This is a genomic window from Microthrixaceae bacterium (assembly GCA_023957975.1).
In the GTDB taxonomy this organism is placed as follows: Bacteria; Actinomycetota; Acidimicrobiia; order Acidimicrobiales; family Microtrichaceae; genus JAMLGM01.
Map to the genome: position 1 here is coordinate 513,095 of JAMLGM010000001.1, position 17,884 is coordinate 530,978.

Below are 17,884 nucleotides of genomic sequence, written 5' to 3' on the forward strand. Positions count from 1 at the left end.
GGTTGCCTTCCTCGGTAGGGTGATCGAATGGCCGGTCCCCGTGTCTACATCCACGAGTTCATCGACATCATCGGTCACGGTCGGGCGAAGTACATGTACCACATGACCGCCAACTGGGTGCCGGTCGGCATCGCCGAACGAAACCAGCGCTGCTTCGGCGTGTGGGGCGTCGTCGGGTCGACCGGCACCTGGCCCCAGGTGGTCAACCTGTGGGAGTACGACGACTGGGCGGCGCTCGGCCACAACTTCGAGGTGGAACAACGGGGCCTTGGGCTGCAGGATCCGTCGCTGGAACGGTGGTGGCGGGCGGCGGCCGAGTTCCGTTCCGGAGGGGTCGATCGGATTCTCGTCGCGGCGCCGTGGTCGCCGTCGGTCGCCGACCACGAACGGAGCTTCACGGCTCCGCCGGCCGGCTACGTCCACGAACACTTTCGCGTGAAGCCCGGCCATGACCTGACGCTGCTCGATGCGATACGCGACGCCGGTATCGATGCGTACGAGACGGCGGGGCTACGCCTGGTCGGAGCGTTTCGGCGAGCGATGGCCGGCGACGATGAAGTCATCGCCATCTGGGCCTTCGCGAACTGGCAGGTGTGGGCCGACTTCGAAGCAGCGCTGGATCCACTGTCGACGCGGTCCGGCGACATCGACTGCGAGTCTCCGTGCGGCCTCCTGCACGCCTGGTTCGGGTCGATTGCGGGTATCGTTCGGGGTCGCGAGCGGATTCTCCTTGCAGACGCACCGCTGTCACCGTTGAGAATCGGTCGCCAGCCTGATGAATCGGATCGGACCACTGATGCCTGAAGTGCCGATGAGTGAAGTGCCGAGGAGTGAAGTGCCGGCAGCCCACGTTGATGTGCGGTCGTCACCGATGATTCGCCACCCTCGGTTACACCCACCGATCCCCGTGTTCGGCCACTACGGCGAAAAGCCGCGCTGGCGTGGCCGGATTCATTCGGCCGCGTTCCTCGTCTCGATCCCGGCCGGGCTGTGGCTCATGTCGGTGGCCGACTCCGCCGCAGCACGCGTCGCGGTCGGCATCTACTGGCTGTCGCTGGCGGGCCTGTTCGGCACGAGCGCGTCCTACCACCTGTTCGCCCATTCGGCCGGCGCGGTGAAGTGGATGCGGCGGGCCGATCACTCGATGATCTTCGTGCTGATCGCCGGAACCTATACGCCGTTTTGTCTGGTCGTGCTCCCGAAGCCGTGGGGAGTGCCGATGCTGGCGTTGCTGTGGACGATCGCCGTGGCGGGCATCGTGATGAAGATGGTGCGTGTCGGAACCGACAAGTCGCAGGCCTCTGGGTCGTGGCTCTATGGGGTGATGGGGTGGATCGCGGTGATCGCGTTGCCCAAGCTGGTCCAGGAACTGGGCTGGAGTCGCATGGCACTGCTGTTTGCAGGCGGCGTGATCTACTCGGTGGGCGCGGTGATCATGAGCACGAAGAAGCTCGACCTGCGCCCCGCAACCTTCGGCTATCACGAGGTGTGGCACGCGATGACGGTCGCGGCGAGCGCCTGTCACTTCGTACTGGTCGCCATGGTGGTGCGCTGAACCGCAGCGGGATCGCCCCGCCGGATTCGGCCCTTCCGTTCAGACCAGTGCCGCCTCGACGCGCCCAGTGAGGCGCTCTCCGACGACCGCGGCAGCGGCGGGTGGCAGCGAGGCCACGTATCGTTCCAGACGCTCAAGCTCTCCGAATCTTCGGAACGTGTACTCGAAATAGTTGTCGGGGATGTCCGTCGAGCCGGTCGCCAGCGACTCGGTGATGAGGCCCATCGCACTGGTCAGGTCACCCTGGTACCAGCGCACTGCGGCATCGATGAGTGGGCGATGGTCGGGGTGGACGCGAGCGAGCTCGAGGGCTGCGAGCTCGTCGAACCGTTGCCGGTACAGCAGCGCCCAGGCGACGGTGGTGTAGACCTCGCTCGAAACGAGCCAGCCGTGTTCGGACCAGATGACGGCCAACAGGGGTTCCAAGCCACGGTCCTCATCGCCGTCGAGGAGCCGTTCGTGCGCGATCCGGATGTCCTGTTGGCGGCGTTCGCGTGCGGTGAACGCGAATGCGGTCGAGTTGGTCACGATCATCAGTACGAGCACGCTGAACACGATGTAGGGGTGCTCGCGACCGGCGAACCACCAAGCGGCGGCACAGATGGCGGCGGTTGCGGCGATCAACCAGCCGATCGCCGCGCCGCGCCGCCGCGATGCCATCTCGACCAGCTCGCTGGTGATGTGGCCGCCGTCGAGCGGCACGATGGGAAGGAGGTTGAACAGGCTCCACCACACGTTCACGAACCACGATGCCGCGCTGAACCACACGATCTGGCGGCCGTGGATCGGAATGAGCGCTGAGTTGATCGTGATCCCGAGCAGGATCGCGGCGGCGGGTCCCGCGAGGGAGACGCCGATCGACTGCCACGGCGAGATGCGACCCCGCTCATCGGTTGAGGTGAGCCCCCCGAACGCGTTCAACGAAACTCCGGGATGGAATCCGCAGGCCCGTAGCGCCGCGACGTGGCCGGCCTCGTGGACCAGCACCGAAACGGTCACGAGGACCAGCCAGGCGGTCAGCATCCACGGGTCTCGGCCAAAGTGGCCACCGAAGATCAACGGCAACGCCACGACCATGAGCGGGAACGTGAGCCCGATCCTGACGGGGGTGCCGAAGACCCGGAATCGAAGTGCAGGTCCTCGGCCGCGTTGCATCGCTCCAGTTTGCTGTGAATTCGGTCGAGGCGTTGCGCGTTTCTGAGAGTCGGACGACGACTATCGGTGAGGCGGCGCGTCGAGGCCTCCCATGGTGGCGATCGAGTCGAGCGAACGGATCGTGTCGTTGAGGTGCGTACACGTGGAGGTCCCGCGGAAGTCGTGCCGTACGAGAGACCGCAGTTCGCCGACCCGCTGGCCGACACATCGTTGTGCGGACGCCAGGGCCGACGGACACTCCATCCACGGCAACACCCGGGCCTCGGCATCGAGGTCGGCGATGACTCCGTCGCGGAGGGTGCCGCGTACGAGGTACTCGTGGAGCACCCGCTCGGTGGTCCCGAAGTCGGCGTGCGAGTCGCGAAAGTGGGTCTCGAACCGCCGCTCGCCGCCATCGTCGGGTCCGAGGTCGATTCGCCGTACCCGTCGGGTTGTGTTGGCGCTGAGCGGCGGAATCGGGTGCCACGACCCGGTCGCCTGTGGGGCCTGGGTGTGAGCGGTAGTCCACAACGCCGGTGCGGGCGGACCTACCGGTGTGAGCATCTCGCCGTCGTTGCGCAGCGAGGAAATCAGCGTCGCCTCCTCGGCCCATCCCGCACAGGTGTCGGCCTGGAAATCGATCGCTTCGGGGTTGGAGGCGAAGATCTCTGAGATCGCGTCGACACCGGTGCGCGAGTCCTCGTACTGCTCCGCGTACCCGCCGACCAGCGTGATACCGGGCAGGTCGTCGAGGAGAAACATGGCCAGCGCCGAACAGCCGCCGACCTGGCGAAGGGCCGAGTCGAGTCGCGCCCGGAATCCACCTGCGGTGCTGTGCCCGACGAGTGCGGACAACTCGAGGGCGCCGTTCGGTGCGCCGCTGTCGTGGACCGAGATGGCGCTCAGCGTGCGCGCCATCGCGTCGGTCTCGGCACTCAGGGTCACCGTCGCCTCGACGACGGGTTGGCGATCTGTGTCGATTCGCACGGATCGTGCGACGGCCTCGCAGCGCACCGGCGCCGATCCGAGCCCATTGGGTGAACTCGAATCGGCGTGGAACGTCCATCGGGTCCACCCTGGAGCGAGGACAGGGGTGGACCGAAGTGGATTCTGCGGTCCGTTGCGTCCGACGGTGAACCCCATGGGAACCTCCTACCGCCTCGTTGCGGACCCGTGGTTTCAGCTGTTCAGCAACGCGCGGGCGACAGCGATCGTCTGTTGTTCGTCGGTGCCGGCGTAGATCTGCAGGACCTTCGCGTCGCGGGCGAGTTGTTCGACCTGGAACTCGCTCATGTAGCCGTTGCCGCCGAAGAGCTGCACCGCTTCGAGCGCGACGGCGGTCGCCTGCTGGGCCGAATAGAGCTTCATCGCCGAGGCCTCGGCAAAGGTCATGGTCTTACCCGCTTTGGCAAGTTCGATGATGCGAAACACCAGGTTCTGCACGTTCATGCGCGCCACCTCCATGAAGGCCAGCTTCTGTTGGATGAGCTGGAAGTCGCCGATGCGTTGGCCGAACTGCTTGCGTTCCTTGGCGTAGTCGATCGACAGGTCGAGGCACTGCTCGATGATGCCTAGCGCCATTGCGGCGACCCCGGAACGTTCCTGCTGGAAGGTCGCCTTGGCCCCTTCGCGGCCGCCCTTCGCGACGTTCTCGGTCTCGCCGATGAGGCGATCGATGCCGACACGGACGTCGGCGAGGAAGAGTTCGCCGGTGGGGGAGGAATGCATTCCCATCTTGCGCAGCGGCTTGGACTGCTCGAGGCCCGCCATGCCGGAGTCGAGCACGAAACTCAGCACCTTGCGGTCCTTCGGGTCGTTGCCCTCGTCGAGCTTGGCGATAAACACGATCGTGTCGGCGTAGGGGCCGTTGGTGATGAACGTCTTGTTGCCGTTGAGGACGTATTCGTCACCGTCGCGCCGAGCGGTGGACAGCATCGAACCGAAGGCGTCGGAGCCGGCGTTGGGTTCGGTGATCGCCCATGCTCCCACCTTGCGCATCGTCAACAGGTCGGGGACCCAACGCTCCTTTTGCGCGATCGTGCCCTTCGAGCTGATGGCCGCGGCGGTGAGGCCGGTGGAGACCCCCATCGCGGTGACGATGCCGGGGCAGTGCCGACACAGCTCGATGATGGGAATCAGTGTGAACCCGGGATCGCTCGTGGCATCCCGCACCGGCTTGTCGGCCTCGGAGGCTTCGCCGGCTGCCACCTGCCTTTCGAACTCGATGCGCTTGGAGAACGTCGCGTCGGCCATCGCATCCATGCCGAAGGTTGAATACATCTTGCGCATGAACTCGTAGGGGGGCAGGTCGCCGTGTTCGAGTTCCTCTTTGATCGGCAGGAGTTCCTTGGCGAGGAAGTCGCGCATGGCGCCCCGAAGCATGAGGTGTTCTTCAGACCATTCGTACATGCGGGGATTGTACCTGACGGACTTGACCGACCGGTCAAGTCCGTCAGGTCCGTCAGGTCAGGGAATGCCGTCGGCTGGATTCGAGCCGAGGCTCGGGCTGGGCCCAGGTCGGGTTCAGGCGAGTTCTGCTTCGATCGCTGCGATCACCGCGGGGTCGTCGGGGGCCACCGTCGGAGCGAACCGGGCGACGACGTCGCCGCTGGGGTTCACGAGAAACTTCTCGAAGTTCCATCGGACGTCCCCGGTGTGTCCGTCGGAAACATCGGCCGATCGTTCGAGTTCGGCGAACAAGGAGTGCTGCGATTCGCCGTTGACGTCGATCTTTTCCGACAGCGGGAACGTCACGCCGTAGTTCACCTGGCAGAACTCGGAGATCTCATCGGCGGTGCCGGGTTCCTGCTCGAGAAACTGGTTGCACGGGAATCCGACAACGGTGAAGTCCTCGTCGCCGAAGCGGTCCTGAAGGCCCTGGAGCTGTTCGTACTGCGGGGTCAGGCCGCACTTGGACGCGGTGTTCACGAACAATGCCGTCTTGCCGGCGATGTCGCTCATGAGATCGGGCGTACCGTTCAACGCGGAAATGGTGTGGTCATAGGCGGACATCGTGACTCCTCGTGTGGTCATCGGTCGGGCAACGTGTTCCCAACAGCAGTATTCCCTACGCTTGCACCCATGATGTGGCGACACCGAACTGCTCGTCCCCTGGGGGCCACGAACCGAGGGGCAGCGTTCGCGACGGCGCTGGCCGCGATTGCGATCGTGGGCGCTACGGGGTGTGCCAAGAGCCCGATGCAAGCGTTCGAGGACCTGCAGGTCGAGGAGACACCCGTCGAGGTGGTTGCCTCGTCGCTGCTGCGCCTCGATGGACGCGTCGCGCTGGGACCAGATCTCACGCGCACGCTCTTGAAGGTCCAACTCGTTCCGGAGGGGTACTCGTGGGCCGACGCCGACTGCGCGGTCGATGCGGTGATTGGTGTGATGGGAGCCGAAGCCTTCGCGGTGGTCCCGGCGGGAAAGATCCGCGCGATCACCTGGGACTATCCGGGTAGCGACGAAGCCGCGTTGGCGTGTCGCTCGTCGGAGACCGAGGCCCGTCGAAATCACTCGGTCACCAAATCCGACATCACCATCGCCGACCCACAGCCCGGCCCCGACCCGGATCCGGCGGCGGTTCGTGAGCTCCAGGCCCGCGGGTTCTCGTTGGGTGCCGAACGCGCCGGGCTGACGCTCGAGGAACGGGAATGCATCCTCAAACCGGTGATCGGCGATTGGACCGACGCCGACTACGTCCTGCTCGCCCAGCGCTCGAAGCAGATACGCCAAGACGACGTCGTCGCTGCGGTCGACGAGTGTCTCGACGACGACCGCGCCGCCGAGGCGGCGACAACAGCGGTGCCGTCGCTGTTGGCCGCCAACGAATGGGCACAGGAAGAATCGGACCGGGTCGACGCGCTGAAGACCGCCGCAGGTATCGACCCGGACAGCGGTGAACCGATCGTTACAGATCCGGCAGCGGCATCTCCAGATTCGGAGAAGTGAGCCCCCCATCGATCTCGAGGATCTTGCCGGTCATGAACGACCCGGCGGGTGAGCACAGGTAGAGAACTCCGAGTGCGATGTCGAGCGGGTCGCCGAGACGGCGCAGCGGTGTGCCCGACTCGAGCGCAGTCCGCAGGTCATCGTTCTCGATCACCATTTCCAGCGCGCTCGTGGCGGTGGAACCGACGGCGATTCCGTTCACCCGAATCCGCGGGGCGCACTCGGTCGCCATTAACCGGGTGAGGTGACTCAGCGCCGCCTTCGCGGTGCCGTAGGCCGCCATGCCGCGATCGCTCAGCCGGCCGATCGCGGAACTGATGTTGACGATCGACCCGCAAGCCGCATGAGTACCGGGGTCGTTGGCGTCGCCACCGATGGTCGGTTGTTGAAGCATCGCCGGGATCGCCGCCTTGGACAGCTCGAATGCAGTCGTGACGTTGAAATGGAAGGCCTGCTCGAGCATCCGACTCGACGTGTCGAGCAGGGGTTTCGGGAAGCTTCCGCCCACGTTGTTGACGACGATGTCGAGGCGGCCGAACTCGTCGAGCGCGACGTCGACGAGGCCCCGCACGGCGTCGAGGTCGTTGAGGTCGGCGGGCACGCACACCGCGCGCCGGCCGCACGCCGTAATCCGATCTGCAACCTCGTCGAGTTGTTCTGGCGACCGGGCGGAGATGACGACATCGGCCCCGGCCTCGGCGAGTGCCATGGCGCTTGCGGCGCCGATGCCTCGTCCGGCTCCGGTGACGATGGCGACCTGGTCGGATACCAGGAAATGGTCGGTGATCATGATGTCCCCTCTCGTCGCCCACACTTTCGCGCATCGGAGATGCTCGCCCGCTCACTCGCGGCGCCGAGTTGCTTGACCGGTCGAATCGGGGCCGGTCTACTGATGGGGTGCGACCCGGGGGATCGAGGCCGCCGGTCAGGGGTGTGCCATGCATGATGTCGTGATCCGCGACGCCACAATCGTCGACGGCTCCGGAGCCAGGTCGTTCACCGGCGACATCGCGATCGAGGGCGAGCGAATCGTGGCGGTCGGGGTCGTCGAGGGAACCGGTCGACGTGAGATCGATGCAGCCGGGCTGCTCGTCACCCCGGGATGGGTGGACATCCACACCCACTACGACGGACAGGTCACGTGGGATCCGGAGGTCACGCCGTCGGGCTGGCACGGCGTCACCACCGTCGTGATGGGCAATTGCGGTGTCGGTTTCGCTCCGGTCGATCCGGCACGGCGCGACTTTCTCATCCAGTTGATGGAAGGGGTCGAGGACATTCCCGGAACGGCACTTGCCGAAGGGATGAGTTGGAACTGGGAGACCTTCGAGGAGTACCTCGACGAAGTCGCATCGATGCCGCGGGTGATGGACGTAGCGGCGCTCGTTCCTCACGGGGCGGTTCGCGCCTACGTGATGGGCGACGACGCGGCGGTGCACGATGCCGCCACTCCCGAACAGATCGACCAGATGCGTGCCATCGTCGCCGACGCACTCGCCGCGGGCGCGGTCGGGTTCTCGACGACCCGCACGATGCTGCACCGGGCAAAGGACGGCGAACTCGCGGCGGGCACGTTGGCGGAGGTCGACGAACTCGTCGGCATCGGCCAGGCGCTGGCGGACACCGGCGCCGGATTGTTCTCGGTCGCCTCCGACATGTTCGACGCCCGCTCGGAGTTCGAGTGGATGACCACGGTGTCGCGCGAGTCCGGTCGGCCTGTGACCTTCGGGTGTCTGCAGAGCCCGGTGCAGTCGGACAACTGGGTCGAGTTGTTGGATCTGGCCCGAAGCGCCACGGCTGAGGGAGCGCGCATTGTGCCTCAGGTGGCTGGCAAGCCCGCGAGCGTCATGTTCGGTTTCGAGTCGTCGTTGCACCCATTCCTGCATCACCGCGCGTACAAGGCGATTGCGCATCTCCCGTTCGCCGAACGAATCGCCAAGCTGAAATCGCCGGAGGTGCGTGAGGCGATCCTCGCCGAACGGGTCGAGTATCGGGGATTTCAAGCGATCCTGTTCGAGGGGTTCGAACGGCTCTATCCGCTCGGTGATCCGCCGCAATACGAGCCGGAACCCGAGGCCAGCGTCGCGGCGATCGCCCGTCGAACGGGTCGCCATCCCCGCGAGGTGGCCTACGACCTCATGTTGGAATCCGACGGGAGAGCCTTGTTGTATTTCCCGCTGTTGGGTTATGCCGACGGCGACTTTGGAGCCATCGAGGCGATGTTGCGCGACCCGGACACGGTGCTCGGCCTCGGCGATGGCGGCGCCCATTGTGGGGTGCTCTGCGACGCAAGCCTGCCCACCTACATGCTCACCCACTGGGCGCGGGACCGGACCCGCGGAGCGCGGCTGAGTATCGAGGAAGTGGTGCACCATCAGACCCGCCGCACCGCCGCGCTCTACGGGTTCGACGATCGGGGGCTGGTCGCCCCCGGGTACCTCGCCGACCTGAACATCATCGACTTCGACGCACTGAGGATCGCTCCCCCTGAGATGGTCTACGACCTGCCCGCCGGTGGTCGGCGGTTGATCCAGCGTGCGGAGGGATACGTGGCGACCATCAAGAGCGGTGTCGTCGTGCGCGAGCACGACGAACCTACCGGCGAGCGTCCAGGACGCCTGTTGCGCGGCGGCCAACCGGCGCCGAGCCGCATCTGAACCGTCGTCGACGACGGCGCAACGGTTCGGGCAGCGCCCCAAGGCTGAACGGTTCTCGACGGGAAGCCCGCGCCGGTAGCGTGGACTCACGATGATCCTGGTCGACCTCGTCAAGGTGGGCGCCTCTCGCCCCGGAAAACCGCTGTTCGAGGACCTGTCCCTCACGATCAACACCGGCGACCGCCTCGGCATCGTCGGCATCAACGGGTGCGGAAAGTCCACGCTCATGCGGGCGATGGCCGGCATCGAATCGCCGGAGTCGGGCGCAGTTCGCTTTGGCAACGGTGTGCGAATAGCGGCTCTGGATCAAGAGCCGCGGTTCGAGGGCGGAACGGTGCACGAAGCCGCCGGTGCGACATGGGAATCCGACGCGGTGCTCGATCGGCTCGGCATGGGGGCGTACCTCGACGTGTCGGTCGATCGGCTCTCCGGCGGGCAATCGAAACGCGTGGCCCTCGCCCGTGCGCTGGTGGCCGAGTCGGACCTGCTCATCCTCGACGAGCCGACCAACCATCTCGACATCGACGCCATCGCCTGGCTCGAGGAGCGTCTCGAGGCCTACAACGGCGGTCTCGTGATGGTCACCCACGACCGTCACGTGCTCGATCGTGTCACCAACCGGGTGCTCGAACTCGACCGGGGCCGGGCCTATCTTCACGACGGCGGCTACGACACGTATCTGGAGAACAAGGCAGATCGCGCCGCTCAGGCCGCACGAGCCGAGGAAGTGCGTAAGAACCTCGCGCGCACCGAGTTGGCGTGGCTGCGGCGTGGGGCCCCTGCGCGTACTTCCAAGCCGAAGCACCGTATCGCCACGGCAACGGCCATCGTTGAGGGCAGGGCCCAGGCCGAGGCGCGAACCGGAGACCTGCCGCTGCACTTCGGCACGCCGAGGCTGGGCAATGAGGTCGTGGAACTGCATGACGTCGGGCATCGGTGGGATGAGGGCTCGCCGTGGCTATTCGAACACGTCGATCTGTTGTTGGATCCGCGTGAGCGGCTCGGCCTCGTCGGCCCGAACGGCACGGGCAAGTCGACCTTGCTCGAAATCGTCGCGGGCCGAATCGATCCGACTGCGGGACGGGTGAAGGTCGGCCAGACCGCGAAGGTCGGCTATTTCGACCAACGAGGACGTTCCCTCGACCCCGAGGCTCGGGTGCGTGAGGTCGTCGCCGGTCCCAACCGAACGCCGGACTACACCGACGCCGCGTTGATGGAGGCGTTCTGGTTCGACGGGGATGCCCAATACGCCCCGGTTCGCTTGTTGAGCGGCGGCGAGCGTCGCCGCCTGCAGTTGCTCGTCACCCTCGCCGAGAAGCCGAACGTGTTGCTGCTCGATGAGCCGACGAACGATCTCGACCTCGACACCTTGCGGGCACTCGAGGACTTCCTCGATGAGTGGCCGGGGGCGCTCATCGTGGTCAGCCACGACCGTGCCTTTCTCGAGCGCACGGTCGCCGACGTGATCGTCATGGACGGTACCGGCTTCGCTGGCCGTCGTCCGGGCGGGTACGCGGCCTACGAGGAGGAGCGTCGAGCCGCCCCGAGGCGCCGAGGTTCGGTCGCCGCAGCGAGAGCCGCCAGTACGACGGGTGGAGGGGGCAAGGCGAGAGCGTCGAGCGAGACGAAGGCGAGCCGGTCATCGGGCAGCGCCGAAGGTGGCGAGAAACTCCGCAGCCCCTCGACGTTGCGGCATCGGTTCCGAGCGGTGGAACGCGAGACAGAGACGCTTCAGGCGGAGCGTGATCGGATCAACGCCGAACTGGTGGAACATGCATCGGATCACGTGCGTCTGGCAGGGCTGGCGGCCGAGTTGCAGGCGGTCGTCGAGGCCCTCGAACCGATCGAGGAGGAGTGGCTGGAGCTGGCCGCCGAGGCCGAGGAACGAGGGCTCGACCTCAGCTGAACCCCGCTGAACCGCGCCCGCCCCGCCCGCCCCGCCTGTTCTCCGATAACCAGTGGTCGTGATCACGACCACTGGTTATCGGAGAACAGGCGTCTGGGGTGGGCTCAGGTGTCGGGGTTGGACTCCTTGGCCGCCCAGGAGAACACGCCCTTGGCCATGGTCGATCGCTCAACCTCGGCCCGGCGACCGAAGATCGCGGCGCGGGCGCGGCGCACCTCGACTGAATCCGGCGCGGCGAGCGAGGCCGTTTCGATGAGGTGGCTGGCGAGGCGGAACTCGTCCCCTTCAGCGAGTTCGAGCGCTCGCTCCACGAGGCGGTCAGCGCCGCCGGCGAGCGCCGCGATCTCCGACGCGACGGCAGCGTCGGGCGCCGGTTTCAGGTTCGCCGGGTTCCCGTCGTACCAGCCGCCGTAGAGACGCCAGATGTTGCGAACGATGAACTCCGGCTCGTCGTAGACGGGTTGCAGCCAGGGCCGATCCTCCAGATCGGTGGGTGGCCGAACGGTGGCCAGGATGTCGGTGAGGCGCGCCCCGGCGTTCATCATCTCGATCGTCTGATCGAACAGCGACTCGAGGTAGCGGGCGGTGTCCTCCAACACCGTTCGAACCCGTGCGGCTCCGGCGATCGGCAACCCATGGCCGGGAAGCAGATACTCCGGCTCGAGGGCCGCCATCGCCCGAAGCGCAACCGCCCACTCGTCGCAGAAGCGCTGGACCTTCTGGGGGTTTCCGCAGTTGGGGCTGGCCCAGATGAACAGATCGCCGGTGCACAGCACCTTCTCCTCGGGAATCCACACCCAGGTCGAATCGTCGGTCTCGCCGCGATCGTGACGCAGTTGGAGATCGACCGATCCCACCGACGTCGAAGTCGTCGACCGGTAGGTCTCATCCGGATAGCGGTAGTCGCCCGGGAAGAACGGCGCATCGAGCTGGAACTGACGCTGATTGATGACGCCGTTGTACCCGTTGGTGAGGTCGTAGCGACGAAAGCGATCGGCGACGGCCTCGTGTGCGATGACCTTCGCCGACCCGTTGCCCTCGGCCTCGAAGAGCTTCACGGCATAGATGTGGTCGACGTGGCCGTGGGTGAACACCGCGGTGCGTAGCGGGTTGGGTGTCCAGCGTCGGGTTGCGTCGACGATGCCCGGCGCATGCAACGGGCTGCCGGCATCGACGATGCCGAGTTCATCGCCGTCGCGAATGGCGGTGACGTTGGCGAATGTCTCCATGAACGCAACACGATCCGAGATCGGTTCCAGGGTCGTTTTCGAGGCGATCGACACCGGGTGGTGTTCGGCGATCGACAAGCGCCCGTCAAGGATCTTCTCCGACGTCTCGAACAAGCTGGTCATCGTGATACCCCCACGTCGCGTCGTAGCGGTGCCGCGACGACGGTGACCCTAGCGCTGTGGCTGGACACTTGTCTGGCCTCGGAATCAGTACCTGCGCCGCCGGACGAACCTGTGGGCCATCTTGCCTAACGCAGGCCGAACCCTTGAGAGCACGGCGTTCGAACGGTACGGTGGAACCGGCTCGCGTCTGTCCCTCAGGCTTGTGTGCGGGCCCGTTCTGGGAGTTGGTTGATGAAGCAGACACATGCGGCCGTGGCGGGAATCGTTGCGGTGACGGCGTCGTTGGCGTTCGCCGGAGTCGCCGGCGCTCAAGACGGAGACGGGGCGCAGACCGTCGAGAGCACCACCGTCGAGAGCACCACCGTGGAGTCCAGCACGCCCGATACCACGGCACCCGAGCAGTCGACGTCGTCGACGACGCCCGAGTCGACGGTGCCCGAGCCTGCCTCCCCGATCGAGGTGCCCGCCGATGAAGCCCCTCCGGCCGATCCCTTCGAGGTGCTTCGCGGAGTCGATCTCCCAGGTGTGGCGGTGACCTCCGGAACGTTGTCGTTTCAGGTGTCGTTTTCCGACCAGCCGGCCTCGAGCTGCGGTGGCAACCTCGCCATGTCGGGCGGCGGGATGAACGTCGCGTACGACGAAGCTGGCGGAGTGGGCGGAGCCTACGGACTGGTGGAGACCGGGTCTGGCACGTTCGGCACCCTGTTCGTCGGGTTCGGTCCGATTCCGGTCGGCGTCGGCATCATCAGCGTCAGCGACGAGAATTGCGAATTCGACGCCGTCGGCATCGGGACCTACTCGGCCTCGGCTTCGACAGCGGAACTCGCGGGTGTTGGAATCGGGATCCACCCGGGCGCGTATGAGACGGGCGATTACGTGAGCGAGTTCACCATCACCGCAGGCGTCGGCGCCACAGGTGGTGAGGCCACACTCGATGTCGATCGGCTCGGCGCGTTCCTGTTGCGCGATCGTCCTGGACTGAATCTGGCGTTGCCAGGATCGCCCTCGGTTCCTGCCACCCCGCCAATGCCTGAGACCCCGGCTGAAACCCCGGTCGTGCCGGGCGAGCCTCAGACGCCCACGTCGGCCGAGCCGCCAGCCACCGCACCGACCGCACAGTAAATGGTGGGCGCCGCTTCCCGGTGACCCAACGTCTCGACGGGCCAGGGAGCCCGTGAGCCGCACACACGTGCAGGCCCAATTCGGTTTCGCGTTATGGTGCCATCTCTATGGACTTCGATGATTCACCGGAACAGGCGGAGTTTCGTCGAGAGGCCCGCGCCTGGCTCGACGCGAACGCGGAGGTGCGCGATGGCGAGTCATCGATGTGGCGCGCGCTCCGCCCACAGAACGATGCCGACGATCGCTGGGCGTTGCAGCGGGCGCGGCAGTGGCAGGCGACCAAGTACGGGGGCGGCTACACCGGGTTGCACTGGCCGGTTGAGGTTGGTGGTCGCGGGCTGAGCCCCCACATTGCGGGTGTGTTTAAGCAAGAGGAGTCCCGCTACGACGTTCCGGCGAACGCGTTTCAGGTCGGCGTGGACATGGTCGGGCCCACGTTGATCCGCCATGCGTCGAAGGATCTGTGCCGCCGCCACCTCGACACGACGCTGCGTGGCGATGACTTCTGGTGTCAGCTCTTCAGCGAGCCCGGGGCGGGTTCGGATCTGGCCGGTCTGACCACCCGTGCGTTTCGAGACGGAGACCGCTTCATCGTCAACGGTCAGAAGGTCTGGACGACGACCGCCCACTGGGCAACCCACGGTCTTCTGTTGGCCCGGACCAATCCTGAGGCACCGAAACACAAAGGGATCACCGCCTTCGTGGTCGACATGTCGACGCCGGGAATCGACATTCGGCCGCTACGTCAAGCCGACGGCGCGGAGCACTTCAACGAGGTGTTCCTCACCGACGTGGAGATCCCCGCCGACAACGTCGTCGGAGCGGTTGACGATGGCTGGGCGGTGGCCCACACGATGTTGTCGAGTGAACGGTCGGCGATCGCTGGTGGGGGCATGGTCCAGTTCGACGAGATCTTGATGCTGGCGCGAGACCGCGACCGCGGCGAGGACCCGCTCGTTCGACAGGACCTCGCGCGCCTGTATTCATATTTCGAGATCTCTCGATTCCTCGGCTATCGGGTGCAGACGGCGCTGAGCCACGGACGCACACCTGGCCCGGAGAGTTCGGTGATGAAGTTGCACATCAGCCGCCAATACGAATTCGGCGGAGATGTGATGATGTCGATTCTCGGAGCTGCCGCCATGTCCTGGGGCGACAGCGCTCCGTTCGGCGGGTTCTTCCAAGGGGTTTTCATGGCGCAGTGGGCGCCGAGAATCGGGGGCGGAACGGACCAGATTCAACGCAACATCGTCGGTGAGCGAGTACTCGGACTGGCGGGGGAGCCGCGTCGCGATCGTTGAGAGGCGCCCGAGAGGCGCCCCAGATGCGGTCGGCGAAGCGCTACAGCAACCCGAGCGCAACGGCGGACACGACGAGTGCCATCGTTCCGACAAAGTCGACCGAGGCGGTGACCAACGGTGTCCCGTAGGTATCGGGGTCGACGTTGAAGCGCCACGCTCCGACGGTTGAGTAGTACGCGAGGGTGGCGACGAACGCGAGGGTTGCGACCGACGCCAGGCAACTCGTGAGCAACAACCACCAGAAGCCAGGCGCAGCAGCGTGGCCGGAAAGGTTGGTTGCGAGCCAGGCTCCGAACACGTTGAACACGAGCAGCGGCACGGCGAGCCCGAAGATGGAGGAGGCATCGAGTCTGGCCTGTGTGCCGGGCATCAACGTCGGTGAGACGAGGCCGATGTGGAGGTTGGTGGCGATGCGGCCACAGAGAATCCCGCCGAGGGCTCCCGCCGATGACACGAACGCCGGCTGCAGAACGCCGATGGCGGGAACGATGGCCAGCAGGTTCTCCTGGCGCTGCAACACGACGCCGGCGAACGCGCTCAGGATCAGTGCGAAAAACAACACCGGAAGCGACTCGCGAAACACCTGACGGGTCAGGTCGAGCGCCGAGCGCCATGTCCAGATGCCGATAACAACCGCGGAAACGATGATGAGAAGTCCCAGGAACGAGTCGACGTTGTGGCCACCGACGAGTTGTGCGGCGAGCCACAACGCCGGAATCGTGATGCCGTCGCCGAGGGTCGACACCGTCGGCGCGACGAGGTAGTCGAGGTCCCACTCGTAACGAACGGCACCGATGGTCAACAGGACGGTCGCGGCGGCGACGACGATCGACCCGAGCAGTCCACCGATACCCGACACCATCGTGAGCTCGAGCATCGAAATGTCCTGCGATGTACCGAGGGCCAGCCCGAGCACCTTCGCAATCGCGGCCAGCACGACGCTCATCACCAGCGTCAGGCTGAACGACACCAACAGGTTCTGGCCGAGTACGGAATCCCGCTTGAACGACACGCGGAAGGTGCCGGTGTGGATCGCGGTCGACAGACGGTTGCCGAGGGTTGAAAACACGTTGCCGCGAAGCCCGATTGCGGCCGGAACCATGATCAAAAGCGGTGACAGGTTGTGCCAGGTGTCCTGAAAGCCGACGAGCATCGCGCCGGCGGCGAAGCTTGTCGTCGAGTTCAGGGCGAGCGCGGAGACGCTTTGGCGCGCGGCGCCCCCGGTCGGACCGAGTAGGTCGACCAGCCGCCGGGCGAGGCGATCAGGGCGCAACGCCCCCAGTGATCCGTCGGAACGCGCCATGGTGCCGCGATGACGTTAGACCCGGCGCGCCGACCGATCGCGCCAGCGGCGCTTCGTCAGCGCCAAGTCAGCACGGTGGCGCGCTCGGCATTGGAGGCGGACAGAAACAGCGAACGGCCAGGAGATGCTCGCGGGGCTCGAAACTCGACGACGGTGGTGTCGTCGGCCGCTGCTGGAGGGAGGCGACACGCGACGGCATCGCCGGGTTCGGCAGCGGCACACGACGTCCCGTCCTCGCCGGCACCGTCGGTCGCTCCGCTCAATTCGACAGAATCTGCGGCCTGGGTGGCCGATGGCGTCTGCAGACGAACCGAGACGGTTGCGGCGTCGCTCGACGCTGACTCGATGAAGCCGACGACGTTCCACGGGGGCCGCTGGATCACCTCGACGGCCGCAGGGTAACGCTGCTGCCATCCGGCGTCGGCAGTTCCGAACACCCCGGCGCTGGCCTGGGTGCAGGGCCGGTCGGCGAGCGTGATTCCGAGGTAATCCCACCCGATATCGGCGGCGCCCGTGGTGGGGTCGTACCGGTGGGTGGAGAGCCGAGCCAACACCCGATAGGACACGCCTTGGTCCAAATCGAAGGTTCGCTGTCGTGCCTCGCTGTCGTAACCGTCGAGTTCGTAGACCACGTCGTCGTTGACCAGCGCGCTGGTGGTCGGGCCGACTGCGACGTAGGCCGCATCGCCGAGACCGGCCGCGCACACCTTGTAGGTGCCAGAGGTCGCCGGCGTGATTTCGGTCAACCATTCATAGGAGCCGACAGCGCTGGATCGCATCGCGTCGGAAAAGCGCTCCAGCACCCGCTCGGAATTCGGATCGAGCGGGGGACTTCCGCTGGTGCCACAGCCGCTGCTCGGTGATGCCATGTTCGGGCTCCGGGCATCGAGCGCCCAGCAACTCAGGAGCGGGCTACCGGTGATTCCGTACCCGAGTGCCCAAGAGCGCTCGCGGATCTCGCCCGCGTTCAGGTCGGCGAGTTGGCTGACCGGAGCGAGGAAGTAGCTGTCGCGTGCTCCCACGGCTGCGCCGGGGGAGGGCACCGAGAGTCCGACGGTGACGGTGCGTGATTCGCCGCTGCCGAGCGATCCGACCGGACAGATCACCTGCCCGACGTTGAGTTCGCACCCAGCGCTGGACGTTGCACGATCGAACACCACATCGTCGCCGAGCTTGAAACGCATCACGACATCGTCGACGGTGCCTCCGCCGCGGTTCCGCACCACAGCGGAGGCTTGTCGTGTCGCCCCGTCGCGCAGGATCACAGCACCGCTGACGTCTTCCAGGATGAGATCTGACGTGTCGATCGGTGGGACGAACCGTTGGGCGGTGACGCCCCCACCGCCGGTGTCGGTGACGTTGTCCGCGGACTCCTCGGTTGAGGCCGAGTTGAAGGGGCGGGCGAGCACGACCAACGCGAACGTGCCGACGGCGACGGCGGATACGGCGCGTCGGGCTCGGCGGCGCCGACATGAGGTTGAGATTTCGACCACCGGCGCACTCCTCGGGGGCTTCGTCGTGTCGCAGGTTGCAGTCAAGCGTTGTCGAGGTCGATTGACCAGTTCGTTGGGCGATATTGCCTATCAAGTCGGACCAAACGGCGCCT

At 66.0% G+C, this 17,884-nt stretch carries 15 protein-coding genes; 7 read left to right on the forward strand and 8 right to left on the reverse strand.

The window, feature by feature from the left end; genetic code table 11:
* Nucleotides 1–27: 27 nt before the first annotated feature.
* Together M9952_02505 and M9952_02510 are read left to right on the forward strand one after the other, a co-directional pair.
* Entirely contained in the window at nt 28–804 is a 777-nt protein-coding gene (locus M9952_02505; GenBank protein MCO5311791.1) for a hypothetical protein, read from the forward strand.
* 67 nt (nt 805–871) lie between these two features.
* Nucleotides 872–1,555 carry a hemolysin III family protein gene (locus M9952_02510; protein MCO5311792.1) on the forward strand — a complete coding sequence of 228 codons (684 nt, stop codon included), beginning with the start codon at nt 872–874 and terminating at the stop codon, nt 1,553–1,555.
* A gap of 39 nt (nt 1,556–1,594) precedes the next feature.
* Here M9952_02510 and M9952_02515 read toward each other — a convergent pair whose 3' ends face one another.
* From M9952_02515 to M9952_02530, 4 genes are all read right to left on the reverse strand, one after another.
* Complete coding sequence (locus M9952_02515; GenBank protein ID MCO5311793.1) at nt 1,595–2,710, reverse strand: site-2 protease family protein; 1,116 nt, start codon at nt 2,708–2,710, stop codon at nt 1,595–1,597.
* Nucleotides 2,711–2,770: 60 nt separating this feature from the next.
* Complete coding sequence (locus M9952_02520; GenBank protein MCO5311794.1) at nt 2,771–3,832, reverse strand: DUF2889 domain-containing protein; 1,062 nt, start codon at nt 3,830–3,832, stop codon at nt 2,771–2,773.
* Nucleotides 3,833–3,868: 36 nt separating this feature from the next.
* Complete coding sequence (locus M9952_02525; protein MCO5311795.1) at nt 3,869–5,098, reverse strand: acyl-CoA dehydrogenase family protein; 1,230 nt, start codon at nt 5,096–5,098, stop codon at nt 3,869–3,871.
* Between the two features lie 114 nt (nt 5,099–5,212).
* A complete protein-coding gene (locus tag M9952_02530) occupies nt 5,213–5,701 on the reverse strand; it encodes a glutathione peroxidase (protein MCO5311796.1) in 489 nt (162 codons plus the stop codon).
* Nucleotides 5,702–5,770: 69 nt separating this feature from the next.
* On the opposite strand from M9952_02530, the gene M9952_02535 reads away from it, so the two are divergent.
* Complete coding sequence (locus M9952_02535; GenBank protein MCO5311797.1) at nt 5,771–6,637, forward strand: hypothetical protein; 867 nt, start codon at nt 5,771–5,773, stop codon at nt 6,635–6,637.
* Here M9952_02535 and M9952_02540 read toward each other — a convergent pair.
* Complete coding sequence (locus M9952_02540; GenBank protein ID MCO5311798.1) at nt 6,597–7,427, reverse strand: SDR family oxidoreductase; 831 nt, start codon at nt 7,425–7,427, stop codon at nt 6,597–6,599. The two genes, M9952_02535 and M9952_02540, sit on opposite strands and share 41 nt — an antisense overlap.
* Before the next feature lie 148 nt (nt 7,428–7,575).
* Here M9952_02540 and M9952_02545 point away from each other — a divergent pair, with 148 nt between their 5' ends.
* Together M9952_02545 and M9952_02550 are read left to right on the forward strand one after the other, a co-directional pair.
* Entirely contained in the window at nt 7,576–9,294 is a 1,719-nt protein-coding gene (locus M9952_02545; protein MCO5311799.1) for an amidohydrolase family protein, read from the forward strand.
* Between the two features lie 91 nt (nt 9,295–9,385).
* Nucleotides 9,386–11,200 (forward strand): ATP-binding cassette domain-containing protein, encoded by a 1,815-nt coding sequence (locus M9952_02550; GenBank protein MCO5311800.1) that lies wholly within the window; start codon nt 9,386–9,388, stop codon nt 11,198–11,200.
* Between the two features lie 104 nt (nt 11,201–11,304).
* Here M9952_02550 and M9952_02555 read toward each other — a convergent pair whose 3' ends face one another.
* Entirely contained in the window at nt 11,305–12,552 is a 1,248-nt protein-coding gene (locus M9952_02555; GenBank protein MCO5311801.1) for an MBL fold metallo-hydrolase, read from the reverse strand.
* A 231-nt stretch (nt 12,553–12,783) separates the two neighbouring features.
* On the opposite strand from M9952_02555, the gene M9952_02560 reads away from it, so the two are divergent.
* Together M9952_02560 and M9952_02565 are read left to right on the forward strand one after the other, a co-directional pair.
* Nucleotides 12,784–13,674, forward strand: coding sequence for a hypothetical protein (locus M9952_02560; GenBank protein MCO5311802.1), 891 nt, complete (start codon nt 12,784–12,786; stop codon nt 13,672–13,674).
* A 107-nt stretch (nt 13,675–13,781) separates the two neighbouring features.
* Entirely contained in the window at nt 13,782–14,975 is a 1,194-nt protein-coding gene (locus M9952_02565) for an acyl-CoA dehydrogenase family protein (GenBank protein ID MCO5311803.1), read from the forward strand.
* A gap of 40 nt (nt 14,976–15,015) precedes the next feature.
* Here the strand turns inward: M9952_02565 and M9952_02570 are convergent, their stop codons facing one another.
* On the reverse strand, nt 15,016–16,278 hold the full coding sequence (locus M9952_02570; GenBank protein MCO5311804.1) for a magnesium transporter: 1,263 nt from the start codon (nt 16,276–16,278) through the stop codon (nt 15,016–15,018).
* A 56-nt stretch (nt 16,279–16,334) separates the two neighbouring features.
* On the reverse strand, nt 16,335–17,771 hold the full coding sequence (locus tag M9952_02575; protein MCO5311805.1) for a hypothetical protein: 1,437 nt from the start codon (nt 17,769–17,771) through the stop codon (nt 16,335–16,337).
* Between the last annotated feature and the right edge of the window lie 113 nt (nt 17,772–17,884).